Here is a 25,267-nt window from a genome sequence, read left to right as displayed (position 1 = left end):
CGGGGGTGTTTTGTTATTGGCTCACCTTGGCAGGTTTATCTCGACACCCGCTTAAGGCCGCTCGCCAGCGGCCAGGCGGCGGTTGATATCGGCGATAACCGGGGCGATATCCGCCAGAGTGTCGATCACATAGTGCGCCCCCGCCGCCCGCAGTTTGGCCTCGGCCGGTGCGCGCCGGGCGGCGATCTCCGCCTCGCTCATGGCGACAAACTCGTCCCAGGTGGCGCCAAATTCGTTACCGGAAACCGACAATCCCACCGTCCACATGCCCGCGTTAAGCCCTTCGCTGATACCCGGCACGGCGTCATCCACCTTGATGCAGCGATGCACCGCACTCACTCCCAGCTCAATTACGTTGGCCAGCGCCATCCAGGGGCCGGGGCGACCACCGGCTTTGAGGTCATCGGTGGCGACCCAGTGATCCGGGCGATAGCCGTGATCGGCCGCAGCAGGTACCAGCGCCGCCATCACCGGACGGGGGTAACCGGAGCAGGAACCGATTTTCATCCCCTGCACCCGCAGAGCGTCCAGCACCGGCAGCACACCGGGGATCGGGTCTGCAAAGCGGGTCACCGCGGCAATCTGCAGCGGCATAAAGGTGTGATAAATGTGGTCCACCTCGGCATGGCTCATGGGGTGGCCGAAGCGAGTCTGCCAGCGCGCATCCACCGAGGGCAGACGGCCCAGCGCGGCGATATGATCCCACTTGCCCAACCCCATGGGCTGGCGCGCTTCGTCCAGGGTCACGGGGAAGTCATAGGCGCGGGCGAAGGCCTCGACGAAGATGGAGGTGGGGGCGAAGGAGCCGAAATCGACGACGGTACCGGCCCAGTCGAGGATCAGCGCCTCTACGTCGGTGGTCGGGTCTACAGCAATCTGCAAGTCAGTCATGGTGATGTTCCTGTTTCGGTGAAAGTGCGATCTCGCCGAGGGCGCGATCGAGAATGGCGATGGCGCGCACCAGATCGGCACGAGCGATATTGAGCGGTGGCGAGAGCTGGATGACGTTCCCCTGAGAGACCTTGAAGCTGAGCCCCAGCTCCAGACAGCGGTAGAGCAGCCGCTCGGCGGCCTGGCTATTGCGGGTGCGACTCTGATGATCGACCACCAGATCGAGCGCCCAGAGCATACCGATACCGCGCACCTGCCCGATCAGCGGGTGACGCTTAGCCAACTTGCCGAGCTCGGCCGCCATAAAACCGCCATCCTCCTGCGCTTTTGCCAGCAATCCCTCTTCGCGGATGGTAGCGATGGTCGCGAGGGCCGCCGCGCAGCCGATAGGGCTCTTCTCGTGGGTGTAGTGACCGAGCGAAATAGCTGCGGCCTGATTGAAACGGTCGCGGGTGATGAGCGCGGCAAACGGCACTACCCCGCCCCCCAACCCCTTGCCCAGACAAATGATGTCAGGCTCGATGCCGAACTCTTCAAAGCTGAACCAGTGGCCGGTGCGCCCCAGGGCATTGGGGATCTCGTCGACGATCAGCAACACCTTGTGGCGATCGCAGATCTCCCGCACCCGCTGCCAGTAGGCCTTCGAGGGCACCTGCACATCGGTGTTGCGGATAGGTTCGGCGATAAAGGCGCCGATCCCTCCCTCCTTCTCGATGACGTACTCCAGATAATCGGCGTAGTGCAGGTCATCCCCCTCCCCGCGATACCAGACGCCGCGATAACGAGTGGGCGGCGGGATGCGCTCCACTCCGGCCATCAAGGGGCCCATACCGGCGCGAAAACAGGCTTCGCCCCCGACCGAGATGGCATCGAGGGAGGCACCGTGAAAAGCATCCCACAGGGACACCACCTTGCTGTTGCCGGTAATAAAGCGGGCGAGCTTCAGGGCAATCCCCACCACCTCGCTGCCACCGGGGGCGAACAGCACCCTGTTGAGATCGCCGGGGGCCAGTTCGGCCAGAGTGCAGGCGCAGTCGATGGCAACCTGATGGGTGTAGCGGCGGGGCGCAAACGGCAGATCGGCAAGTTGCTGCTGCACCGCGGCTACCACCCTGGGGTGACCGTGCCCCAACTGATGGACGCTGTTGCCGTGAAAATCGAGGTAACGCTTGCCCGATACGCTGGTCAGCCAGCTCCCCTGCGCCCCTTCAAGCAGATCGAGACAGGGGGTGGAGAGGGCCTGATGGAGGAAGTAGCGGCTATCCTCCGCCAATCCGGCCTGTACCTCTTCGCTCTGACCTGCCCACCAGCGCGCCCGACCCTCGCCAAGGTTGATATCCCCTTCGCTGTCGGCGCGGCCGCTGCCGTGCAGCTTATGGTCGTGCTGATCGCAACCGTGAGGCGCTTGGCTCGTCATCGCGCGTCCCCTTGCCAGTAACAGGCGCTGGCCATGGCGGCGAGCAGGTCGCGCACCCGCTCTGGGGTCACATCACCGATATTGCCGATACGGAAGCAATCGGCCTGCGAGACCTTGCCCGGGTAGATGACAAAGCCCTGAGCCTTGAGTCGCTGGTAGAAGTCGGCGAAGCGGTAGTCCGGGTGCGCCGGAGAGTAGAAGGCGGTGATGATGGGGGATTGCCACTGTTCTGGCAGCAGCGGCGCGAAGCCGAGAGCGGCCATCCCCGTCACCAGGGTGCGCTGATTCTCGCTGTAACGCTGATAGCGGGCGTCGATCCCGCCCTCCTCTTCCAGCTCACGCAGCGCCTGGGCAAAGGCGAGCACGGTATGGGTGGGCGAGGTAAAGCGCCACTTGCCCCCCTGCTGCTCCATGGTCTGCCACTGGGCGTGCAGGTCAAGGGAGACCGAGCGAGCACGACCGGCGCAGGCCGTGAGCGCGGCGCGGCGAGCGATAACGAAACCAAAACCCGGCACCCCCTGAATGCACTTGTTGGCCGAGCTGATAAGAAACTCGATGCCAAGGCGCCCCATGTCGATGGGGATACCGCCAAAGCTGCTCATGGCATCGACGATCAGGCGAATGCCGCGGCGCTGGCAGAGCGCAGCCACCTCCTCAAGGGGGTTGAGCATGCCGGTGGTGGTCTCGCAGTGCACCATCGCCAGATGGGTGATCTCGGGGTGGCGCGCCAGCATCGCCTCGATGGTGGCGGGTTCCGGGCGGGTGGTCTCGCCGCAGTCCAGCTCATGGTGGCGCAGGCCAAGACAGCGGGCCATCTCCCCCATGCGGGCACCGTAGGCGCCGTTGTTGATGATCAGCAGACACTCATCGACGCCTATCGCCGAGCCCAGCACGCTCTCCACCACATAGCTGCCGCTCCCCTGCAGCAAGACGGCGCTGTAGTCACTTTCATATTCAGGGCCAGTTGCAAGCCGCACCAGCTCGCGGCGGATGGGCTCCACCACACCCTGGTTGTAGTCCGCATCCCAGGTACAGCTGTCTTGCAGCATGGCGGCGCGCACCGTGGCGGTGGTCGAGAGGGGGCCCGGGGTCAGCAGCAGGTAATCGACGGCGGCGGGGGCCGCTGGAATATGGGTCATGACTTCGCTCCTTTTGGTATATACCAGAATGAGCGCATTGTGGGTAACTGCCCCGCCAAGGTCAAAGGGGTGGCGCTACGTGCAACAAAAAATTCATTTTCAGCGTCGGGATCGCGATAATCTAGGAAGCCTGAACAGCAGGGGCGATGCTGGTATCTACCAACACATGTTGATGTCGCCGTTTAACCACCGGGCAAATGACCAGCCCTGTGCCCAGCCCATTGCACAACTTATTGCAAAACCAGGGATTTTCATGAGCAAACCGCAATATCTGCAGATCAAGGATGCCCTCGCCAACCAGATCCTGGCGGGGGGGCTGGCCCCCAACGACAAGCTCCCCTCCGAGCGGCTGCTGGGGGAACTCTATGGCACCACAAGAGTCACCATCCGCGAGGCACTGGTACAGCTGGAGGCCAATGGCCTTATCTATCGGGAGGATCGCCGCGGCTGGTTCGTCACCCCGCCGCGCTTTCGCTTGAACCCCAGACGCACCTCCAACTTTCACCAGATAGTGCGGGAGCAAGGGGGTGAGGCGCGCACCGAACTGCTGGAGAAAAGCCGCCAGGCAGTGCCGCCCGCGCTGATGCCGCAGTTGCAGCTCAAGCCGTTCGACAGCCTGTTTCTGCTCAAACGGCTGCGCTATGCCAACGGGCGCGCCATCTGTTACTGCGAGAACCACTGCCTGCCTGAACGAGTACCCGGCCTGCTGGAGCTGGATCTCAACGGCAGCCTGACCGAGATCTATCAGGCCCATTACGATCTCCACTACGCCCGCATGCAGGTGCGCTTCTTCCCCACCGCCCTGCCGGACGAGGTGGCCAAGGCGCTGGGGGCTACCGCCGGTCTGCCCGCCCTGCGCCTCGAGCGACTCAATTTCGATCAGCACGGCCGGGTGCTCGACTTCGATCTGGAGTACTGGCGCCACGACAGTCTGGAGATCGAGGTGGATACCCAAGATTAGTCACGGGCAGATCAGGAACGGCAAAACGTCACGGGGCTGTCACGGCCACGTCATAAAAAAACCCTAGCCTCTCTCTCGACCAATCTGGTTTATACCAAGCCAACTTATATGGAGAAGAGGATGAAACAGGGAACCCATCTGCTGGCCGCCGCCGTGCTGGCTGCCATGACCACCCCGGCACTGGCCGCAACCGATCTCACCGTCTATACCGCCTTCGAACCGGAGCAGCTCAGCGAGCTGAAAACCGCGTTCGAGCGCCAGCATCCGGACATCAACATCAAGTGGGTGCGTGACTCCACCGGTGTGGTCACCGCCCGCTTGCTGGCAGAAAAAGCCCAGCCCAAAGCGGATGTGGTGTGGGGACTGGCAGCCACCAGCCTGATGCAGCTCGATCAGCAGCAGATGCTCAATGCCTATGCACCGAAAGGACTGGACAAGCTCGACAGCCGCTTTCGCGACAGCAAGGCCGAGCCGCACTGGATCGGTCTGGACGCCTTCTTCAGCGCCATCTGCTTCAACAAGGTAGAGGCGGAAAAGCAGGGGATCCCGGCGCCGACCAGCTGGGCCGACCTCACCAAGCCCATCTACAAGGGCAAGGTGATCATGCCCAACCCCAGCTCCTCCGGCACCGGTTACCTGAGCGTCGCTGGCTGGCTGCAGACCATGGGTGAGAAGCAGGGCTGGCAATTTATGAACGGCCTGCACCAGAACATCGACCGTTACACCCACTCGGGCTCAGCCCCCTGCAAGCTGGCCGCCAGCGGCGAGACGGTGATCGGTATCTCCTTCGACTTCCCGGCTACCAGCCTCAAGGCCAAGGGTGCCCCCATCGAGGTGGTGTTCCCGAAAGAGGGGTCGGGCTGGGATATGGAAGCCGCCGCCATCATCAAGGGCACCCCCAAGCTGGAGGCCGCCAAACAGCTGCTCGACTTTGCCGCCACCGAACAGGCCAACGCCCTCTACAACAAGTCGTTCGCAGTGGTCGCCATTCCGGATGTGGCCAAGCCCAGAGCCGGCTATCCCGCCAACATCAAGGGCCAGATGATCGATAACGACTTTGGCTGGGCTGCCCGCGAGCGCAATACCATTCTGGCCCAGTGGAGCGCCAGCTTCGACGGCAAAACCGAAGCCAAGCAGTAGTCCCGCTGAGGACTGGTTTGTGCGATGGCAACACATCGATCGACCAATTCATTGCCGAAGGTCAACTCAAGTTGGCCTTCGCTTTTTTGGCATCGCCTCCCATGTTTGTGTCGTCCTCAATGGGTGGCATCTAGCCCATCCACAAGCGACCAAGCCATCTGCTGACGACCCGTCGTCATCTGACTGTCATCAAGCTGTCATCCCCCGATCACCTGACCGTCACACTTCACCCGCAAACTGGTATATACCAAATCAGTAGCGAGTCGAACCATGACCCAGCCCTATCTGGACATTCAACATCTCAACAAGCAGTTCGGTGCTTTTCAGGCCCTCAAGGGGATCTCTCTGACCATTGAGCCGGGGGAGTTTATCTGCTTTCTCGGCCCCTCCGGCTGCGGCAAAACCACCCTGCTCAGAGCCATCGCCGGGCTGGATCTACCGGACAACGGCGAGATCTGGCAAGGGGGGCGCAATATCTCCCGCCTGCCGCCCCAGCAGCGCGACTTTGGCATCGTGTTTCAATCCTATGCCCTCTTCCCCAACCTGACGGTGGCCCAGAACATCGCCTTCGGCCTTGAGAATCAGGGGCTGGCACGGGATCTCATCAAGGAGCGGGTCGATCACTGGCTGGGGCTGGTGGATCTCACGGCCCAGTCCCACAAATACCCGAGCCAGATCTCCGGCGGCCAGCAGCAGCGGGTGGCGCTGGCCCGGGCGCTCGCCCTCTCCCCCGGCCTGCTGCTGCTGGACGAACCGCTCAGCGCACTGGATGCGCTGGTGCGCACCCACCTTCGCAGCGAGATCCGTGCCCTGCAGCAGCGTCTTGGCATTACCACCATCATGGTGACCCACGATCAGGAAGAGGCGCTGACCATGGCCGATCGCATCGTGGTGATGGAGAGCGGCCGCATCGTGCAGGTAGGCACTCCGCAGGAGATCTACCACCAGCCTGCCAGCCGTTTCGTGGCAAGCTTTGTCGGCACCATGAACTTCCTCGACACCCTGGTGCTGAGCCCCACTCAGGTGCGCCTCAACGAACAACCGCTGACACTTGCCAACCGGGCCGCGGCCGGCAGCAAATTGCAGGTGGCGATCCGCCCCGAGGCGATCACCCTGAGTGCGCCGAGCGAGCCGTATCTTGGGCAACATGGCATTGAAGCAACCATCGATCAGGTGGAGTTTCTCGGCGCAGCCCAGCGCCTTATCTGCACCGCCGACACCTATCTGGGCCCGCAGCAAATTCTGGTGGAGCGCCCAACCCACGAGCTGCCCCGCCACGAACAGGGGGGCTGGCGCAGCGGCATGCGCTGCTCGCTGCACTGGCCCGCCGGGGCGATGCAACTGTTTGAAGGAGAGCGCCCATGACTGCCCCCCTTGCGACCTCCTCCCTGTTGCCACTAGTGAAAGCTTGCCAAGACTCTCGTTGGCAGCGCCTTTGTCGCGGCTGGAGCCGGGATCAACTGCTGCAACTGATCCTGCTTCTGCTTGGCATCGCCCTGCTCAGCGGCGGTTTGCTGTTGCCGCTGCTCACCATGCTGCAAAAGAGTCTGCAGGATGAGAACGGCCTCTGGGTGGGTCTTGCCAACTTCAGCGCCTATTTCGACTCCCCTCATCTGGGGCGCACCATTGGCAACACCCTCTGGCTCGGGGTGCTGATCACCGCGCTGGTAGTGACCATCGCCTTTGGCTACGCCTATGCCCTCACCCGCACCTGCATGCCGGGCAAGCCCCTGTTTCGCCTCATCGGCCTTATTCCGCTGTTGATGCCCTCCCTGTTGCCCGCCATCAGTCTGGTCTACTGGTTTGGCAATCAGGGGATCGCCAAGGAGCTGCTCGGCGGCGAGAGCATCTACGGCCCCATCGGTATCGTCATTGGTCTGGGCTTCTGGTGCTTCCCCCACGCCCTGATGATCCTTATCACGGCGCTCGGTCAGAGCGACGCCCGCCTCTATGAAGCCTCCCGGGTGCTGGGCAGCAGCGGCTGGCGCACCTTTGTCACCGTCACCCTGCCCACCGCTCGCTACGGTCTTTTGAGCGCCGCCATCGCCGTCTTCACCCTCACCATCTGCGACTTCGGGGTTGCCAAGGTGATTGGTGGCCAGTACAGCGTGCTGGCTACCGACATCTACCGGCAGGTGATCGGGATGCAGAACTTCTCGCTGGGTGCCGTTGCCAGCGTCACCCTGCTGCTGCCGGCGCTCTTGAGCTTTGCCCTGGAGCACAGAGTGCGCAGCAAGATGCAGGAGCAGAGCAGCACCAAGGCGGTGCCCTATAGCCCCAAGCCCCATCAGCTGCGGGATCTGCTGGCGCTCGGCTGGTGTTCGCTGTGGGCCCTGCTGTTTCTGGCGCTGGTGGGGATGGCCGTTTACGGCTCGCTGGTGCAGTTCTGGCCCTACAACCTCGCTCTGACGCTGGATCACTACGCCTTTGACAGCAACAGCGTCTATGGCTGGCAGCCCTTTACCAACACCTTGCAACTGGGCCTCTATACCGCGCTGATCGGCACCGTGCTGGTGATGGTGCTGGCCTGGGCGCAGGAGAAGGGGCGCCACTTCGCGCCGCTGCGCCAGCTGCTGCATCTGCTCGCCATGCTGTCGCTGGCAGTACCCGGCATGGTGCTGGGGCTGGGTTACATCTTCTTTTTCAACGGCAATCCGCTCTTTGGCAGCCTCTATGGCACTCTGCCGCTGATGGTGCTCTCCTGCGTCATCCACTACTACACAGTGGGCCATATGACGGCGCTCACCAGCCTCAAGCAACTGCCCAAGGAGCTGGAGCTGGTGGCCATCTCATTGCGCATTCCACTCTGGAAGGCGTTCTGGCGAATCACCCTGCCCGCCTCCCTGCCAGCGCTCTTGGAGATCTTTATCTATCTGTTCGTCAACGCCATGACCACCACCTCGGCGGTGATCTTCCTCTATTCGAGCGACAGCGTGCTCGCCTCCATCGCCGTGCTCAATATGGAAGATTCCGGCGATACCGCCGCGGCCGCCGCCATGGCCACCCTGATCCTGCTGGCCGCCGCCACCATCAAGCTGCTCCAGCTCTTTTTGAGCCGCGCCTTGCTGGATCGCACCCAGCGCTGGCGCCACCCATAACCTTATCGAGGAGTCATCATGTCCACTCTCCCCTTCTGGCTGGCCGAAGCGCTCGCCGCCGAACAGCCCGCGCCACCCATCCCCCTGGTCGGCCACCACGAGGCCGATATCTGCATCGTCGGTGGCGGCTTTACCGGGCTGTGGAGCGCCATCGCCCTTAAACAGGCCGAGCCCCACCTGCACGTCATGGTGCTGGAGAAAGATCGCTGCGGCAGCGGCGCCTCCGGGCGCAACGGCGGCTGCCTGCTCACCTGGTCGGCCAAATATCTGACCTTAAAGCGCCTCTTTGGCGAAAAGCAGGCCGCCTGGCTGGTGCAAAGATCCGAGCAGGCGGTGCACGAGATTGCCCGCTTCTGCGAAACGCACAACATAGAGGCACAGCTGAGGGTCGAGGGCACCTGCTACACCGCCACCAGCGAGGCGCAGCGCGGCCTGATGGAGCCGGTATTGCGGGAGCTACAGCGAGCCGACCTTAACCAGTGGCAGGCGATTGAAGAGGGTGAACTGGCGAGCCAGAGCGGCTCCCACGTTCATCTGGAGGGGCTCTACAGCCCCCACGCGGGCTCGGTGCAACCGGCGCTCTTGGTGCGCGGCCTGCTGCGGGTGGCGCGGGAGCTGGGGGTCGAGGTCTATGAGCACTCCCCCATGCAGCGGCTTGAGGCGGGTCAGCCGGCACGGGTGCAGACACCGCAAGGTGAGGTGCGTGCCCGCAAGGTGGTGCTGGCCCTCAACAGCGCCATGGTGCAGCACTTTCGCGAGTTTCGCCGCAGCATAGTGCTGGTCTCCTCCGATATGGTGATCACCGACCCCGCGCCGGATGCACTGGCCGCCCAGCAGCTTGCGCACGGCCGCTCCGTGGTGGATGGCCGCACCTTTGTCCACTACTACCGCTCCACCCCGCAAGGGCGGCTGATGCTGGGCAAGGGGGGCAACACCTTCGCCTTTGCCAACCGCCATCTGGCCGAGTTCGATGCGCCGAGCCGTTATCTTGCCCACCTCACCCGCACCCTGCACCGCTTCTTTCCGGCGCTCAAAGAGGTGCCCATTGCTGCCAGCTGGTGCGGCGCCTCCGACCGCTCGGTGGATGGCCTCCCCTTCTTCGGCCACTGGCGAGGGCAGCCCAATATCGTTTATGGCCTCGGCTATTCCGGCAACGGGGTGGCCCAGAGCTGGCTTGGTGGCCAGATCCTGGCGGCCCTGGTGCGCGATGAGGTGCGGGAGGAGGACAAGCCGTGGCGCGAATGCGCGCTGGTCAGCGGCCCGCGCGGCTATTTTCCGCCCGAGCCGTTTCGCTGGCTCGGCGCCATGGCGGTACGCAACGCCATCCGGCGCAAAGAGCGGGCGGAAGATGAGAACCGCCCGGTGGCCTGGTATGACCAACAGCTGGCCAAACTTGCCGATGCCGCTGGCAAGGCAGACAAGTAAGCGCGGTAATACCAATTCCGCACGGCTCAGTTCCATCTGACTGCAACAAGCAAAGCGCCGACTCTCGGGTCGGCGCTTTGCTATTGGCACCGTCAGCCATCAGCGCGCCTGCTGATCCCGAGCGGCGAAAACCTGCAATCAGCTCCGCGCTGCATTGCCCGGGTCGGAGGGCATAGACAAGGTGCGGCACACACGGTGCCCAACCTGCCGTCAGCAGTATTGTTTCATCAATGAAACACCATTAAGAAACATCATCCCACTGGCGCAACAATCAGGTTGATACGGCGCCGCCTTGCTGTGATATCGCGCCAGAGAGAGCCACGCCGATCAGGACAAAGAGCGCCAACCCGCTACGCTTGTGCGCGCTTTATCGCCGCCACTTGTCGGCCGCCGGTACTTCCGTACCCAGCAGCAACGCTGGCCTTGCCTGCCACACCCGCTCGGGGTCGGGCTCGGCAATGGCGGCGGCGATCAGCTGCTCGCTCCAGTGGCGGTGCAGCAGCCACATCTGCTGGCCGAGATCCCCATCGCTCCGGGTGCACTGCTTGGTAACATCGGCAGTGCGATAGAAGTAGCGCACCAGCGTCGTGAGTTCGGGCTCCGGCCAGCGGCAGCCAAAGTCACGCAACAGGGATGACCAGAAGTCAATCTGGCCCCGCTCGTGCTGCTGCTCCAGCGCATGCAGCTCGGGGATAAGATCCATCGCATGCCAGAGGGCGCCATAGCCGACAAAGCGGCGCTCCAGCGCCTCCAGTGCCTCGTCGAGCAGCACCAGCGCCTGCGGCCAGCTGGTCGCCTGAATGCGGATCTGCTCCTGCGCCTCGCAGACCGCCGCCAGCCACCCCATGGCGAGGCGGCCGATGATCGCCTCCTTGTTGGGATAGAGATGGTAGAGCGACTTGATCCCCACCCCCGCCCGATCGGCAATGGCGTTGGTATTGAGAGCAGTAAAGCCCTGCTCCTGCAACAGGCTCAGGGTCGCCTCCTCGATGCGGCTGGCCACCGCCTGACTGCGCTGCTGTTTGGGTTGGCGGCGCATGGCAAACACTTGGGGTAACGGCCCCTCGGTCACGGACTCCTCTGACATCACTCCTCCCTGTTGTTGGCCCATCGGCAGGCGCTCTGGCGGTAGATCTTGCTACCTCAGCAAAGCGGGTACTGCGCCCCACTCGCCACCGATTGATGTGACATGGTAAACAAAACGTTAAATATTTGCAGCAATCGCTGGCATTTTTTGACCAGGCAGCCATAAAGAGATCGCGAAATGTGCAGTAAACACTGCACAAAACCCGACCCTCAAGGAGATCACTGCATGGATTGCAAGGCACCACATCACGCCCGTTCCCGCACTTTTTTGCTGCTCGCCCCGCTGCTGGCCGCCACGCTGGCGGGTTGCCAGCAGGGGCAGCCGCCCACCGCCGCACGCACTCTTTATCTCAACGGCAAGATCCACACTCAGGATGGTCAGCGCCAGGTGGCAGAGGCCATGGTGGTGAGCGGCGGCCAATTCCTCTATGTGGGCAACCGGCAGGGGGCCGAGGCACTCAGCACTCCCGACACCCAGGTGGTCGACTTGCAAGGCAAGATGGTGCTGCCGGGGCTGCACGACAACCATATCCACCTGCTGGGCACGGTGGCCCTCGATATGTGCGATCTCGACGGCAAGTCGGTCGATCTCGGCGAGCTGGCGGCCAAGGTGAAAAGCTGCCTGCCCCGCTACGCCCCCAAGGCTGGCGACTGGCTGGTGATCAACCAATGGTCTCCCTACGAGGGCAACGCCCCCACCGCCGCCTATAAAACCGTGCTGGCGGCTCTCGATGCTGCCGCCCCCGACAATCCGGTGGTGCTGGCCGGGGTCGATGGCCACGCCAGCGCCTACAACTCGCGGGCACTGGCACAGGCGACCGATAAAAGCGGCAAACAGGTTGGCTTCACCGCCGCCACCCTGGCGCCGGGCGGCCTCTTTGCCTCCTTCAAACCCTATGTGGATCTCGATAGTGGCGTTATTCGCGAGGGGGCCCGCAGCGCCATCCCTTCCCCCGACAGCGGCCTGCTCAGCGCCCGTGACGAGCAGGCGGCGAACCAGTATCGCCAGATCCTGCCCGCCGTCTCGACCCTGATGGCCTCGCGCGGCATCACCAGCATTCAGGATGCCTGCGCCACCGACTTTATCCGCGATCGCCTGCAGGAGATGGAAGAGAAGGGGCTGCTCAATATGCGGGTCACCGCCGCCACCTGTTTTCACGAGGATGACTACAGCGGCAAGCTCGATATCGGCGGCCATCTGGCCAAGGCCAGCCGGGTGCGCGACCAGTTTGCCGGCGATCCGCTGATCAAGGCCGATGCGGTCAAGATCTTCCTCGACGGGGTACTGGAGGGGGATCCTTTCAGCACGCCCCCCTTCCTGCCCAACGCCGGCATGCTGACCAACTACCAGACCCCCCACCTCGCCGCGGATCAGGGTGGCGAACAGGTCACCATCACCGCCAACAGCGAGGATGCCGGCAGCAAGGGGCTGGTCAACTACCGCGCCGCCGATCTGAACCGCTACGTGGGGGCGCTCGACAAGGCGGACTTTAGCATCCATATGCACAGCATCGGCGATCGCACCACCCGCATGGCCCTCGATGCGCTGGAGGCGGCCCGCGCCAGCAACGGCGATCACGGCACTCCCCACACCCTCGCCCATCTGCAGGTGGTTCATCCGGACGATCAGCAGCGGCTCGGCCAGCTTGGCCTCTACCTCACCTTCACCTACGCCTGGACCAACCCCCAGCCCGAATACGACATGCTGGTCACCCCCTTTATCCAGCCGACCCGCAAGGGGCAATCCCTGCACGAGGCGATGTACGATCCCAAGGGGTATCTCAAGCAGGCGCTCTATCCGGTGGCCAGCTCGCGCAAGGCGGGGGCCATTCTGGTGGCCGGCAGCGATGCGCCGGTCGATAGCCGCGATCCGCGCCCCTTCGCCAATATGGCCGCCGGGGTCAACCACGCTCCCCAAAGCGGCGATGACTTTCGGGCGAGCCAGCGCATCACCCTCGACCAGATGCTGGATGCCTACACCATCAACGGCGCCCGTGCGGTGCGCCAGCAGGCTATCTGCGGCTCCATCGAAGCGGGCAAATCGGCCGACTTTATCGTGCTGGATCGGGATCTCTACCAGCTGGTCGCCGCCGGCAAACCGGAGCAGATCGCCGATACCAAAGTCACCCGCACCGTCTTTCGCGGGCAGACGGTCTTTAGCCAATAGGGTTCAGGCGCAATGGCGAGGGTGAGCATCTGGTCAGCGGCGATCTGAGCGAATGCAACCAGATCTGCGCCTCTTAAAAACAACATGCCGACCTTTGGGTCGGCATTTTTATGGGGCGGCGTGATAGTCAGAACGGATTGCGAGGAACGCTTCGCAAGGGTCAATAAGCGGGAGCAAACCCGAGTTCGGCTTGGCCCTTTAACCCAAATCGGAGGGGGATTGGCAACCAGCATGGCCAGCGGGTTGCCCCAAGCGGCGGCAGGATTGATTCACCAGCGCAACAGCATTAGCCAACTTGGTTGCAACAGCGTAACAATCTGGGGTTACTCGATTCTGGCCGCAGGCGAAGGCTGTGGCATACTAACCCCCCGATCGTCTGAATACGCCTCGTTATTCGAAACCGAGGATTGGCGTTCAATAACAATGTGGCTGGATGGGTTGAGTGATGAAAACAGTGTTGATAACCGGAGCGAGCAGAGGATTGGGGTTAGCGCTGGTTCAGACATTTTACGAGCGCGGATATCAGGTTTACGCCGTGGTCAGAACCACCAGCGCTTGTGACATGCTCACTACTCTCTACCCTGCCGTCTCTGTGCTGATAACCGATGTCACCCATGAAAATTATGAAGAACAGCTATTTTGTTTTATCCAAGACAGAGCTGTAGATATCGTCATAAATAATGCAGGCTCTGCTGGCACCCCGGGGATCGATACAAGGCATAGCACCGGCGACCAGCTGGTTTATGAATTTAAGACCCACTGTGTCGGTGCGCTATCAACCGTTAATGCCGTATTGAGTAATCAAAATGTATTACCCCCATCCTTGATCGTAAATATCAGTTCAAGGAGAGGCTCATTAAATATGCAAGCGGCAGGCGCAGCCAAAGGAGTAAAATGCTCTTTCTCCTATCGCATAGCAAAGGCAGCTCAAAACATGCTGTCACTGTGTATGGCTGATGATCTGGAGAGCATGGGCATAAAAGTTATCTCTGTTCACCCAGGAGCATTACTTACCAAAATGGCTCCTGCTGATGCAACACTGACACCAGAGCAGTCAGCAAATAAGTTGGTTGAAATGATAGAAGGCAATGATTTTAATACACGGGATTTTATCTGCTTGGAGACAGGTAAGCTGCCTTGGTAAAGAGAATGTGAAAAAGTAACAGGTTAAGCTTTCACAAAACCTACCAATCAACAAGTTGGTAGTTGCTCAAACCTTAGGCCACCCATTATAAATCATTAAATAATCAATTCCTTTAAGTATGAAATCTTCACCCCATTAACTACAATAAATCCCTCTGATACCAAACTGTCAACAATATTTCCGATTTCCTGTTCAGTTAGTTTTTTCTGAAAAAGTGATGAGATGGTACTATTTAAAGTCGCAAGAGTGCTTGGCCTTGATGTTTTTAGTTGTCGAAGTTTATTAATGACGACCGACTTACGCTCCATTGGAGTTTTTGCATTCTGGTTTTTTATAATTGGAATATCCAGCACATTACTCACTCTAGCAGCAAAAATTTTATTATCTTTGAGGTGCTGAATTAACGGATCAAATCCCTTGTCTTTAGATATTATATGAAAGAAGCCTTCAGGATCAGATGATGCAAGCTGTCCAATATAGTATGCGATATGAAAATCCAGTGCATTAGGACCTGTGCCTGCTATCTTGATATACTGAGCTCTATCACCCAGCTGTTGAATTACTGATACCGTTTCGAAAGAAAGCTTTGACTGGTTTGCACCTACAAAGACAAATAATTTAAAGCACTCTTTATTTAGAACAATTAATCTTTCCGGTTGAACACTTTCAAAGTCGACTAGAACGTAATTTGTTCGCATATGAATGCCTTAGCATTTATTCTGTGGCTTACCTCTGAGCTTCATTCCTCACTCTTGATTCAAGGCATACCACACAAAAATAGTTAATATAAATCTGTATCTCACCCCAATATGCCATATGTCTTTAGCGATGAATAGACCAAACACGAAGCTATACAACTCACAGTTCTATTTTTGTGAAACACTACACTTAGAACCCATTAAAAAGCCGCCCATTGGGCGGCATTTTATTAGAGATAACGGGCTAGCAGGAATTACCAGCCGGTCACTTCACGCAGGGCCTTGCCGATATCGGCCAGAGAGCGGACGGTTTTCACGCCAGCATCTTCCAGCGCAGCAAACTTCTCGGCGGCGGTACCCTTGCCACCGGAGATGATGGCGCCAGCGTGGCCCATCCGCTTGCCGGGAGGCGCGGTAACACCGGCGATATAGGAGACCACCGGCTTGGTGACGTGGGCCTTGATATAGGCGGCCGCGTCTTCCTCGGCGTTGCCGCCGATCTCGCCGATCATCACGATCGCTTCGGTCTGCGGGTCGTTCTGGAACATCTCCAGAATGTCGATAAAGTTGGAGCCCGGGATGGGGTCGCCACCGATACCGACGCAGGTGGACTGGCCAAAGCCCTCGTCAGTGGTCTGCTTGACCGCTTCGTAGGTCAGGGTGCCGGAGCGGGAGACGATGCCCACCTTGCCCGGCTTGTGAATGTGGCCAGGCATGATGCCGATCTTGCACTCACCCGGAGTGATCACACCCGGGCAGTTGGGGCCGATCATCCGCACGCCGGTCTCTTGCAGCTTCACTTTGACGTCCAGCATATCCAGCGTCGGGATGCCTTCGGTGATGGTGACGATGAGCTTGATGCCCGCGTCGATCGCTTCCAGGATCGCATCCTTGCAGAACGGTGCCGGCACATAGATGACGGTGGCGGTGGCGCCGGTCGCTTCGACTGCGTCACGGACTGTGTTGAACACCGGCAGGCCCAGATGGGTGGTGCCGCCCTTGCCCGGGGAGACGCCGCCGACCAGCTGGGTGCCGTAGGAGAGCGCCTGCTCGGAGTGGAAAGTACCCTGACCGCCGGTGAAACCCTGGCAGATGACTCGGGTGTCCTTGTTGATCAGTACGCTCATCAGTTGGCCTCCGCTGCTTTGACGACTTGCTGCGCGGCATCGGTCAGACTCTTGGCCGCAATGATGTTGAGGCCGCTCTCGGCCAGCTTGATACCACCCAGCTCGGCGTTGTTGCCTTCCAGACGGACCACGACGGGCACCTTGACCCCCACTTCCTTGACTGCACCGATAATGCCTTCCGCGATCATGTCGCAACGCACGATGCCGCCAAAGATGTTGACCAGCACCGCTTTGACGTTGCTGTCGGAGAGGATGATCTTGAACGCCTCGGTTACGCGCTCCTTGGTGGCGCCGCCGCCGACGTCAAGGAAGTTGGCCGGCTTGCCGCCGTGCAGGTTGACGATGTCCATGGTGCCCATGGCCAGACCCGCGCCGTTGACCATGCAGCCGATGTTGCCATCGAGGGCCACATAGTTGAGCTCCCACTGGGCAGCGTGCGCTTCGCGGGGGTCATCCTGAGACGGGTCGTGCATCTCGCGCAGCTTGGGCTGACGATAGAGGGCGTTGGCGTCGATGTTGATCTTGCCGTCCAGGCAGTGCAGGTTGCCCTGCGCGGTGATCACCAGCGGGTTGATCTCCAGCAGCGCGAAGTCGCAGTCGAGGAACATCTGACCCAGACCCATGAAGATCTTGGTGAACTGTTTGATCTGATCGCCGACCAGACCCAGTTTGAAGGCCAGCTCGCGGGCCTGATAGGGCTGCGGGCCAACCAGCGGGTCCAGGGTGGCCTTGTGGATCAGATGGGGGGTTTCGTGGGCGATCTTCTCGATGTCCACGCCACCTTCGGTCGAGGCCATGAAGACCACGCGACGGGAGCCACGGTCAACCACGGCGCCCAGGTAGAGCTCTTTGGCGATGTCGGTGCAGGATTCAACCAGGATCTTGGTGACCGGCTGGCCGTTGGCGTCAGTCTGGTAGGTCACCAGATTCTTGCCCAGCCAGTTCTGGGCGAAGGCACGGATCTCATCCTTGCTCTTGGCCACTTTCACGCCGCCCGCTTTACCGCGGCCACCGGCGTGTACCTGGCATTTGACGACCCAGGTATTGCCGCCAATCTTGTCGGCCGCTTCGGCCGCTTCCTGCGGGGTAGCACAGGCATAACCTTCGGAGACCGGCAGGCCATACTCGGCAAACAGCTGTTTTGCCTGATATTCATGCAGATTCATAGATGCTCTATCCGTGTTGTAGGTATTTCCGTCCGGGGCTCGTGTTTCTCAATCCCCTGTGAGTGGGGGCCTCGGGGGCCCCTCGTTATCTTTCAGTTGGTTGCTCAGACGTCCAGCAGCAGGCGGGTCGGATCTTCCAGCAGCTCCTTGACGGAGACCAGGAAGCCTACCGATTCGCGCCCGTCGATGAGACGGTGATCGTAGGAGAGGGCCAGGTACATCATCGGCAGGATCTCGACCTTGCCGTCAACAGCCATCGGGCGATCCTGGATCTTGTGCATGCCCAGAATGGCGCTCTGGGGCGGGTTGATGATCGGGGTGGACATCAGGGAGCCGAACACACCACCGTTGGTGATGGTGAAGTTGCCGCCAGTCAGCTCATCCACGGTCAGCTTGCCGTCGCGGCCCTTGCCGGCCAGATCCTTGATGGCCTTCTCGATGTCGGCCAGGCTCATGTTGTCGCAATCGCGCAGCACCGGGGTCACCAGACCACGGGGGGTGGAGACGGCGATGCTGACGTCGAAGTAGTTGTGGTAGACGATGTCGTCACCATCCAGCCCGGCGTTCACTTCCGGATAGCGCTTGAGGGACTCCACTACCGCCTTCACGTAGAAAGACATGAAGCCGAGCTTGATGCCGTGCTTCTTCTCGAAGATCTCGCCGTACTGCTTGCGCAGATCCATGATGGGCTTCATGTTGACCTCGTTGAAGGTGGTCAGCATGGCGGTGGTGTTTTTCGCTTCCAGCAGACGCTCGGCGATGCGCTTGCGCAGACGGGTCATCGGCACCCGCTTCTCGCTGCGACCGGCCAGAGCGGCAACCGGTGCGACCGGCGCAGCAGCTACCGGAGCGGCTGCGGCAGGCTTGCTCAGCGCCTTGATGTAGGCTTCCACATCATCCTTGGTGATGCGACCGCCCTTGCCGGTGCCGGTCAGCTTGGCCACGTCGATGTCGTGCTCGCCAATCAGACGACGCACGGAGGGGCTTAAGGCCTCGGCGCCATCATCGGCAACCGCTTCGGCCGGCTTCTCCTTGGTCTCTTCACCAGCTACGGCAGCCGCCTTGATGGTGGCGATCAGCTGGCGGGAGAGGACGGTTGCCCCCTCTGCCTGCAGGATGTCGCCCAGCACGCCAGCTTGCGGTGCCGGCACTTCCAGCACCACCTTGTCGGTTTCGATGTCGACCAGCACTTCATCACGGGCAACCAGATCACCCGGCTTCTTGTGCCAGGTGGCAATGGTGGCATCCGCCACTGATTCCGGCAGGTCCGGTACCTTGATCTCGATAGTCATCTAATCAGTTCCTTGTTACTTCTTGTTCAGGGCTTAGGCCAGAGTAAGGGCATCTTCCACCAAGGCTTTCTGCTGCTTGGCGTGGACGGACATGTAACCAACCGCCGGTGAGGCGGACGCCGGACGACCGGCATAACGCAGGGTGGCTCCGGTCGGCAGCACCTCATCGTAGTTGTGACGGGTGCAGTACCAGGCGCCCTGGTTTTGCGGCTCTTCCTGACACCAGACAAAATCGGTGACGTGGCTGTAATCGGCCAGAATGGCGCGCACTTCCTCTTCCGGGAAGGGGTAGAGCTGTTCGATCCGCACGATCGCCACATCCTTCTGCTCCGCCTTGCGACGGGCTTCGAGCAGGTCGTAATAGACCTTGCCGGAGCAGAAGACCACCCGCTTGACCGCTTTCGGATCCAGCGCGTCGATCTCGCCAATGGCGTTCTGGAAGGTGCCTTCCGCCAGATCTTCGAGCTTGCTCACCGCCAGCGGATGGCGCAGCAGGGATTTGGGCGTCATCACGATGAGCGGACGGCGCATCGGACGTACCACCTGACGGCGCAGCATGTGGAATACCTGAGCCGGGGTAGAGGGCACGCACACCTGCATGTTGTGCTGGGCGCACATCTGCAGATAACGCTCCAGACGGGCGGAGGAGTGCTCCGGCCCCTGCCCCTCGTAACCGTGCGGCAGCAGCATGGTCAGGCCGCACATCCGGCCCCACTTCTGCTCGCCGGAGGAGAGGAACTGGTCGACCACCACCTGAGCGCAGTTGGCGAAGTCACCGAACTGGGCTTCCCAGATGGTGAGGCCGGCCGGCTCGGCGCTGGCGTAGCCATATTCAAAGGCCAGTACCGCGTTCTCGGTCAGTACCGAGTCGTAAATCTCGAACGGCCCCTGCTCGTCGTGCAGGTTGCACAGCGGGGTGTAGGTGCTGGCATCGGTCTGGTTGTGCAGCACGGCGTGGCGGTGGAAGAAGGTGCCACGGCCGGAGTCTTCACCGGTAAAGCGGATGCGGGAACCCTTGTCCACCAGAGTGGCGTAGGCCAGGGTTTCGGCAAAGCCCCAATCCACCAGCTTCTCGCCGGCAGCCATCAGACGGCGGTCTTCGTAAATCTTCTCGACCTGACGCTGCAGCACGTGGGTAGCCGGATACTGGCTCACCCGCTCGCCGAGGGCTTTGAGGTGATCCATCGGCACTGTGCTGTCATAGGCCATGTTCCAGTCGTGGCCAAGATAGGGTGTCCAGTCGACGGAGTGCAGCTCCATCGGCCGCCACTCTTTGCTCACCCGCTCGCCGCGATCCAGCGCTTCGCGATACTCGTTAACCAGGGTGGTCGCCTGCTCCTGGGCAATGCTCCCCTCGGCCACCAGCTGATCGGCGTAGATCTTGCGCGGGGTCGGGTGCTGCTTGATCTTCTGGTACATCAAGGGCTGGGTCGCGTTCGGCTCGTCGGCCTCGTTGTGGCCGTGACGGCGGTAGCAAACCAGCTCGATCACCACGTCGCGCTTGAAGGTGTTGCGATAATCCAGCGCAATCTGGGTCACCAGCACCACGGCTTCCGGGTCGTCACCGTTGACGTGCAGCACCGGCGCCTGCACCGCCTTGGCGATGTCGGTGCAATATTCGGTGGAGCGCAGGTCACGGTGATAGGAGGTGGTGAAACCGACCTGGTTGTTGATGACGATTCGCACCGTCCCGCCCACGCCATAGGCACGGGTCAGAGACATGTTGAAGGTCTCGGCCACCACGCCCTGACCGGCCATGGCCGAGTCACCGTGAATGGTGATGGGCAGCACGCTGGAACCATCCTTGTCACCGCGACGATCCATCCGGGCTCGCACCGAGCCGATGACCACAGGGTTGACGATCTCGAGGTGAGACGGGTTGAAGGCAAGCGCCAGATGAACGTTACCGCCCGGGGTGGCGAAGTCGGAGGAGAAGCCCATGTGGTACTTCACGTCGCCCGTGCCCCAGGATTCGCCGTGCTTGCCGGCAAACTCGTCGAACAGGTCCTGAGCGCGTTTGCCCAGCACGTTGATCAGCACGTTGAGGCGGCCGCGGTGGGCCATGCCGATAACGGCCTCTTTGCAGCCCTGCTCACCGGCGCGACGGATCAGCTCTTTCAGCATGGGGATCATGGCGTCGCCGCCTTCCAGCGAGAAGCGCTTGGCCCCCGGGAACTTGGCACCCAGATATTTTTCCAGCCCTTCGGCGGCGGTCAGGTTGTCGAGGAAGCGGGTCTTCTCTTCGAGGGTGTAACTCCCCTTCCCTTCAATGGATTCGAGACGCTGTTGCAGCCAGCGCTTCTCCTCGGTCGAGGTGAGGTGCATGTAGTCGGCGCCGATGGAGCCGCAATAGGTCTTCTTCAGCGAGGCGTAGAGATCGGAGAGCACCATGGTCTCGCGACCGATGGCGTAGGAGCCCACATTGAAGGTGGCCTCCATGTCTGCGCCCTGCAGGTTGTGGAATGCCGGATCCAGTTCGGCGACGGTATCGCGCTGCCACAGACCGAGCGGGTCCAGATTGGCATTCTGGTGACCACGGAAACGGAACGCGTTGATCAGTTGCAGTACCCGCACCTGCTTGGCATCCACTTGCGGATCGGAGACAGGCGCGCTGTAACGGGAGGGATCCTTGGCCAGACGACGGAAATAATCGCGGACCTGGGAGTGGGGTTGTTCAACCGCATGGCCATTGACCTGGGGCAGCTCGCTAAACAGGCTGCGCCACTCATCGGATACGGAGTCAGGATTTTCCAGGAAGGATTCGTACAAATCCTCAATGTAGCTTGCATTCGCACCAGCCAGGTGAGATGACTCCAACCAGGCCTTCATCACGCCGTTATGCATTTCTATCCCTTGTACTTCTTGTTACTGCTACGCAGCTTGTAGGGTTCAAACAGCCATCCTGCCACGGGTGGGATGGCTGTCCGGAAGCAGGGCCGACCTTGGCCGGCCCGAATACTAAACAGCCCGATTGAGCAACATCGACTTGATCTGGCCAATCGCCTTGGTCGGGTTCAAGCCTTTCGGACAGACGTTCACGCAGTTCATGATGCCGTGGCAACGGAACACGCTGAAGGCGTCATCCAGATTACCCAGTCGCTCGGTGGTCGCGGTGTCGCGGCTGTCAGCCAGCCAGCGGTAGGCGGCAAGCAGCCCGGCCGGACCGATGAACTTGTCGGGGTTCCACCAGAAGGAGGGGCACGAAGTGGAGCAGCAGGCACAGAGAATGCACTCGTACAGGCCATCCAGCTTGGCGCGCTCTTCGGGGGATTGCAGGTGCTCACGCACGGGCGGCAATTTGTCTTCATTGATGAGGAAGGGTTTGACCTTCTCCCACTGGGTGTAGAACTGGGTCATGTCGATCACCAGATCCCGGATCACCGGCAGGCCGGGCAAGGGGCGGATAACCACGTTATTGCCCTTCTTCAGCAGATCGGAAAGCGGGGTGATGCAGGCAAGACCGTTCTTGCCATTCATGTTGATGCCGTCAGATCCACAGACCCCTTCGCGGCAGGAGCGGCGGAAGGCGAGTGTGGGATCCAGCTCTTTCAACTGGATCAGTGCATCGAGCACCATCATGTCGGAACCTTCAGGAATATCAAGACGATATTCCTTCATATGGGGGACGTTATCAACATCCGGATTGTATCTGTAGACAGAGAAAGTGACGTTCATAGGGCTGGCTCCGCAATCAGTAAGTCCGGACCTTGGGCGGGAACGCCTCACGGGTCTTGGGTGACATGTTGACAGCGCGACGGGTCATGGACTCGGTGTCCGGATGATAGAGGCTGTGGCACAGCCAGTTCTCATCGTCGCGATCCGGGAAGTCGAAGCGGCAGTGAGCACCGCGACTCTCGGTACGGAAGTTGGCGGCAACCGCCGTGGCAAACGCCGTCTCCATCAGGTTGTCCAGCTCCAGACACTCGATGCGCTGGGTGTTGAACTCTTTGGAGGTGTCATCCAGACGGGCTGACTTGAGGCGCTCGCGGATAACCTTGAGCTCGGCCAACCCTTCAGCCATCGCCGCACCTTCACGGAATACGGAGAAGTTGTTCTGCATGCAGCGCTGCAGGTCTTTGCGGATCTGCACCGGGTCTTCGCCGCTGCGGGTATTTTCCCAGCGGTTGAAGCGGGCCAGTGCGGCATCGAGATCCGACTCGGAGGCATCGCGGCCGTGATCCATCTCGCCCAGGGTGTTGACCAGATGCATGCCGGCCGCGCGGCCGAACACCACCAGATCCAGCAGGGAGTTGCCGCCCAGACGGTTGGCACCGTGTACGGAGACACAGGCAATTTCGCCCACCGCAAACAGACCGACCACCGGCACATCGTTGCCGTTCTTGTCCTGGGTCAGGCACTGGCCATTCACGTTGGTCGGCACGCCGCCCATCATGTAGTGGCAGGTCGGGATGATCGGGATGGGCTCTTTGACCGGGTCCACGTGGGCGAAGGTACGAGAGAGCTCGCAGATGCCCGGCAGACGGGATTCCAGCACCTCTTTGCCGAGGTGATCCAGCTTGAGCTTGATGTGCGGGCCCCAGGGACCGTCGCAGCCACGCCCTTCGCGGATCTCGATCATGATGGAGCGGGCCACCACGTCGCGACCGGCCAGATCCTTGGCGTTGGGGGCATAACGCTCCATGAAGCGTTCGCCATCTTTATTGAGCAGATAACCGCCTTCACCGCGACATCCCTCGGTTACCAGCACCCCTGCCCCGGCAATGCCGGTCGGGTGGAACTGCCACATCTCCATGTCCTGCACGCCGACGCCGGCACGCAGCGCCATGCCGACACCGTCACCGGTGTTGATGTGGGCGTTGGTGGTGGACTGGTAGATGCGACCGGCGCCGCCGGTGGCCAGCACGGTGGCCTTGGCCTTGAAGTAGACGACCTCGCCGCTCTCCATATCGATGGCGGTACAACCCACCACGTGGCCATCCTGGTTCTTCACCAGATCCAGCGCATACCACTCGGAGAAGACGGTAGTCTTGTTCTTGACGTTCTGCTGATAGAGGGTGTGCAACAGGGCGTGGCCGGTACGGTCGGCCGCAGCCGCAGTACGGGCAGCCTGCTCGCCACCGAAATTCTTGGACTGACCGCCAAACGGACGCTGGTAGACAGTGCCGTTGTCGAAACGGGAGAAGGGCAAGCCCATGTTCTCCAGCTCATAGATGGCTTCGGGGCCGGTCTTGCACATGTACTCGATGGCTTCCTGATCACCGATGTAATCGGAGCCTTTTACGGTGTCATACATGTGCCACTGCCAGTTGTCGTCGTGGGCATTGCCCAGCGCAACCGTGATGCCGCCCTGGGCGGAGACAGTGTGAGAACGGGTCGGGAAGACCTTGGACAACAGAGCGCAGCTCTTGCCGGACTGGGCAATCTGCAGCGCGGCGCGCATGCCGGCACCACCGGCACCAATCACGACCGCATCAAATTCACGAGTTGGAATAGTCACCTTACACACCCCACAGCACGACGAAACCCGTCATCAGATAGACAAACAGCACCACGACCAGCGCGAACTGCAGCGCACCGCGCAATCCCACTGGCTTGATATAGTCGGTCAGCACCTGCCACAGACCGATCCAGGCATGGATCAGTACGCACAGCAGAGCCAACAGGGTGAAGACCTTGGTGAAGGTGTTGGCGAAAAAGCCGGTCCACACCTCGTAGGTGATGTCGTTGAACGCGACAAAACCGACCAGATAGAGGACATAACAGCTCATGATGAGGGCGGTGGCGCGGATCAGGATGTAATCGTGTACGCCGCTGCGCCCGAAGGTTGCAGAATTGGTTACCATACAAGCACTCCCGCCAATACTGCCAGAACCGCGGTGATCACGAAGGCCACACGGGCGCTCTGATTGCCGGATTCCAGCTCTTCCCAATAGCCCATATCCATGACCAGATGACGCAAGCCGCCCACGATGTGGTATGCCAGCGCAGTCAGGATCCCCCACAGCACGAGTTTGACCAGGAAGTTGTCCATGATGGCAACCACGGTTTCAAACCCTTCGGGAGAGGCGAGTGAAGTACCAAGCATCCACAGCAAGATGCCCAGTGCAACAAAGGTGATTACCCCTGATACACGGTGCAGGATGGATGCAATGGCAGTGACAGGAAAGCTGATCGTCTGTAGGTCGAGGTTGACCGGTCTCTGTTTCTTTTTCACGCTTGCCCACTCAGCTCCATTGAGCACGTTAGTTATTGTTTTAACTCGTTTCTGAGGGCACGGGATGGTGATTGTTGGTTATTTGTTACCAAAACACTCTGAAAAAGCCAAAAATCCGGTTTTCGGTTTCACATCAGGCTTTGCCAAAGCGTTTCAAACACCCGCAGCCATGACCCACGTGGCGCAGTATATCGGCGGGCTTAACCGAAGACAATCAAATAGCTACAAAGAAAACACAAAACCGCAAACCTGATCGCATATTTTATTTAACATTTAATTAATGGCCATCCAGCAAAATTGACATTGATAGGGAACTCTGTTTCAAATAAGGCGCTCCAGCC

21 protein-coding genes are annotated in these 25,267 nt (G+C 60.6%); 8 read left to right on the top strand and 13 right to left on the bottom strand.

Annotated features, from left to right (window positions below):
* Window positions 1-51: 51 nt before the first annotated feature.
* From phnX to phnW, 3 genes are read right to left on the bottom strand one after another with little or no spacing between them, the layout of a single operon-like run.
* Window positions 52-891: a phosphonoacetaldehyde hydrolase gene (phnX, locus tag I6L40_RS11730; protein WP_071914240.1), complete on the bottom strand. Its 840-nt coding sequence runs from the start codon at window positions 889-891 to the stop codon at window positions 52-54.
* A complete protein-coding gene (locus I6L40_RS11725) occupies window positions 884-2,308 on the bottom strand; it encodes an aspartate aminotransferase family protein (RefSeq protein ID WP_216994299.1) in 1,425 nt (474 codons plus the stop codon). The genes phnX and I6L40_RS11725 overlap by 8 nt, the downstream gene beginning before the upstream one ends.
* Window positions 2,305-3,447, bottom strand: a complete 1,143-nt coding sequence (phnW, locus tag I6L40_RS11720; RefSeq protein ID WP_216994298.1) for a 2-aminoethylphosphonate--pyruvate transaminase — start codon at window positions 3,445-3,447, stop codon at window positions 2,305-2,307. Before phnW ends, I6L40_RS11725 begins: the two co-directional genes overlap by 4 nt.
* 253 nt (window positions 3,448-3,700) lie before the next feature.
* Here phnW and phnR point away from each other — a divergent pair, with 253 nt between their 5' ends.
* The 5 genes from phnR to I6L40_RS11695 all read left to right on the top strand — a co-directional run bounded on the left by phnR (window position 3,701) and on the right by I6L40_RS11695 (window position 10,071).
* Complete coding sequence (phnR, locus tag I6L40_RS11715; RefSeq protein ID WP_216994297.1) at window positions 3,701-4,408, top strand: phosphonate utilization transcriptional regulator PhnR; 708 nt, start codon at window positions 3,701-3,703, stop codon at window positions 4,406-4,408.
* A gap of 120 nt (window positions 4,409-4,528) precedes the next feature.
* The gene (locus I6L40_RS11710) at window positions 4,529-5,548 is read left to right on the top strand and encodes a putative 2-aminoethylphosphonate ABC transporter substrate-binding protein (RefSeq protein ID WP_215807823.1); all 1,020 of its coding nucleotides are present in this window, start codon (window positions 4,529-4,531) and stop codon (window positions 5,546-5,548) included.
* Window positions 5,549-5,818: 270 nt separating this feature from the next.
* The gene (locus I6L40_RS11705) at window positions 5,819-6,913 is read left to right on the top strand and encodes a putative 2-aminoethylphosphonate ABC transporter ATP-binding protein (RefSeq protein ID WP_216994296.1); all 1,095 of its coding nucleotides are present in this window, start codon (window positions 5,819-5,821) and stop codon (window positions 6,911-6,913) included.
* Window positions 6,910-8,646: a putative 2-aminoethylphosphonate ABC transporter permease subunit gene (locus I6L40_RS11700; RefSeq protein ID WP_216994295.1), complete on the top strand. Its 1,737-nt coding sequence runs from the start codon at window positions 6,910-6,912 to the stop codon at window positions 8,644-8,646. The genes I6L40_RS11705 and I6L40_RS11700 overlap by 4 nt, the downstream gene beginning before the upstream one ends.
* 18 nt (window positions 8,647-8,664) lie before the next feature.
* The gene (locus I6L40_RS11695) at window positions 8,665-10,071 is read left to right on the top strand and encodes an FAD-dependent oxidoreductase (RefSeq protein WP_216994294.1); all 1,407 of its coding nucleotides are present in this window, start codon (window positions 8,665-8,667) and stop codon (window positions 10,069-10,071) included.
* Window positions 10,072-10,438: 367 nt separating this feature from the next.
* Here the strand turns inward: I6L40_RS11695 and I6L40_RS11690 are convergent, their stop codons facing one another.
* Window positions 10,439-11,158 carry a TetR/AcrR family transcriptional regulator gene (locus I6L40_RS11690; RefSeq protein ID WP_239693840.1) on the bottom strand — a complete coding sequence of 240 codons (720 nt, stop codon included), beginning with the start codon at window positions 11,156-11,158 and terminating at the stop codon, window positions 10,439-10,441.
* A 225-nt stretch (window positions 11,159-11,383) separates the two neighbouring features.
* Between I6L40_RS11690 and I6L40_RS11685 the strand changes: the two genes are divergently transcribed.
* Window positions 11,384-13,324, top strand: coding sequence for an amidohydrolase (locus I6L40_RS11685; protein WP_216994293.1), 1,941 nt, complete (start codon window positions 11,384-11,386; stop codon window positions 13,322-13,324).
* Between the two features lie 445 nt (window positions 13,325-13,769).
* Window positions 13,770-14,468 (top strand): SDR family NAD(P)-dependent oxidoreductase, encoded by a 699-nt coding sequence (locus tag I6L40_RS11680; RefSeq protein WP_071914259.1) that lies wholly within the window; start codon window positions 13,770-13,772, stop codon window positions 14,466-14,468.
* A 95-nt stretch (window positions 14,469-14,563) separates the two neighbouring features.
* On the opposite strand, the gene I6L40_RS11675 is transcribed toward I6L40_RS11680, so the two are convergent.
* The 9 genes from I6L40_RS11675 to sdhC form a co-directional block, all read right to left on the bottom strand.
* On the bottom strand, window positions 14,564-15,166 hold the full coding sequence (locus tag I6L40_RS11675) for a PIN domain-containing protein (RefSeq protein WP_071914261.1): 603 nt from the start codon (window positions 15,164-15,166) through the stop codon (window positions 14,564-14,566).
* 254 nt (window positions 15,167-15,420) lie between these two features.
* A complete protein-coding gene (gene sucD / locus I6L40_RS11670; RefSeq protein ID WP_005346088.1) occupies window positions 15,421-16,293 on the bottom strand; it encodes a succinate--CoA ligase subunit alpha in 873 nt (290 codons plus the stop codon).
* Window positions 16,293-17,459 carry an ADP-forming succinate--CoA ligase subunit beta gene (gene sucC / locus I6L40_RS11665; RefSeq protein ID WP_005346090.1) on the bottom strand — a complete coding sequence of 389 codons (1,167 nt, stop codon included), beginning with the start codon at window positions 17,457-17,459 and terminating at the stop codon, window positions 16,293-16,295. Before sucC ends, sucD begins: the two co-directional genes overlap by 1 nt.
* 104 nt (window positions 17,460-17,563) lie before the next feature.
* Window positions 17,564-18,751 (bottom strand): 2-oxoglutarate dehydrogenase complex dihydrolipoyllysine-residue succinyltransferase, encoded by a 1,188-nt coding sequence (odhB, locus tag I6L40_RS11660; protein WP_182925578.1) that lies wholly within the window; start codon window positions 18,749-18,751, stop codon window positions 17,564-17,566.
* Window positions 18,752-18,784: 33 nt separating this feature from the next.
* Window positions 18,785-21,595 (bottom strand): 2-oxoglutarate dehydrogenase E1 component, encoded by a 2,811-nt coding sequence (gene sucA / locus I6L40_RS11655; protein ID WP_041210303.1) that lies wholly within the window; start codon window positions 21,593-21,595, stop codon window positions 18,785-18,787.
* Window positions 21,596-21,709: 114 nt separating this feature from the next.
* The gene (locus tag I6L40_RS11650) at window positions 21,710-22,426 is read right to left on the bottom strand and encodes a succinate dehydrogenase iron-sulfur subunit (protein ID WP_041210304.1); all 717 of its coding nucleotides are present in this window, start codon (window positions 22,424-22,426) and stop codon (window positions 21,710-21,712) included.
* A 16-nt stretch (window positions 22,427-22,442) separates the two neighbouring features.
* A complete protein-coding gene (gene sdhA, locus I6L40_RS11645; protein ID WP_124242847.1) occupies window positions 22,443-24,209 on the bottom strand; it encodes a succinate dehydrogenase flavoprotein subunit in 1,767 nt (588 codons plus the stop codon).
* A gap of 1 nt (window position 24,210) precedes the next feature.
* A complete protein-coding gene (sdhD, locus tag I6L40_RS11640; protein ID WP_041210306.1) occupies window positions 24,211-24,555 on the bottom strand; it encodes a succinate dehydrogenase, hydrophobic membrane anchor protein in 345 nt (114 codons plus the stop codon).
* Window positions 24,549-24,926, bottom strand: coding sequence for a succinate dehydrogenase cytochrome b556 subunit (gene sdhC, locus I6L40_RS11635; RefSeq protein ID WP_041210307.1), 378 nt, complete (start codon window positions 24,924-24,926; stop codon window positions 24,549-24,551). The genes sdhD and sdhC overlap by 7 nt, the downstream gene beginning before the upstream one ends.
* 64 nt (window positions 24,927-24,990) lie before the next feature.
* Here sdhC and I6L40_RS11630 point away from each other — a divergent pair, with 64 nt between their 5' ends.
* On the top strand, window positions 24,991-25,179 hold the full coding sequence (locus I6L40_RS11630; protein WP_124242845.1) for a hypothetical protein: 189 nt from the start codon (window positions 24,991-24,993) through the stop codon (window positions 25,177-25,179).
* The last annotated feature ends 88 nt before the right edge of the window (window positions 25,180-25,267 follow it).

It is taken from the genome of Aeromonas sp. FDAARGOS 1410, from assembly GCF_019048745.1.
In the GTDB taxonomy this organism is placed as follows: Bacteria; Pseudomonadota; Gammaproteobacteria; order Enterobacterales; family Aeromonadaceae; genus Aeromonas; species Aeromonas jandaei.
The sequence above is the reverse complement of the archived record's forward strand: the minus strand, read 5'-3'. Positions and strand labels throughout refer to the sequence as shown.